This window comes from Photorhabdus hindustanensis, from assembly GCF_002968995.1.
GTDB lineage: Bacteria > Pseudomonadota > Gammaproteobacteria > Enterobacterales > Enterobacteriaceae > Photorhabdus > Photorhabdus akhurstii.
In genome coordinates this window covers 1-528 of sequence record NZ_PUWT01000201.1, presented here as the reverse complement: position 1 = coordinate 528, position 528 = coordinate 1, and the positions used below count along the sequence as shown (strand labels likewise).

The 528-nt window shown below is 46.4% G+C and carries 1 pseudogene; it reads left to right on the top strand.

Features of this window, described 5'->3' with window-relative positions:
• Window positions 1–528: pseudogene (locus C6H66_RS26325) on the top strand (hypothetical protein); the annotation flags it as partial.

Genomic DNA, 528 nt, shown 5'->3' with positions numbered 1-528 from the left:
TGCTTTCTACTTGTCTGGCGGAACATATCTACCGAGTAATTTTGCGCTTGTGGGTACCACCGAAAACACATTAGACAACTCGACGTTAAAACGGATGGTACAGAGGTATTGGTCGGATTATGAGCAGTATATTGACCGTGATAAAGAAAAAGCGTTTATGGATCGGTTCACTACCGATCTGACGCGGTATGACAACACCATTATCTCTCCGATGACCGAAATGTATCTGGACTGGCTGAAAAGTCAGGCCCTGCTGGACTATTTTGACCATAACTTTGATAGCACGGACGATTATAGCGGTGCGCTGTTTGTTCAGTCAGTTCATGATTGTGTTGCAGGCATGCAGGATAAACTGGGGGCCTCCCGTTATTTTCAAGAGCAGATGATGAGCGCCACCATCACGCCGGATAATCTGCTGTTACGGGCGCTGGTGATGAACAGCGATAAAAAAATAGAGCAAACTCATGGAGTTCTAAAAACCGGTGGAAACTACGGCTCTCTCGCTTGGGATAAAATACCGGATGGGCT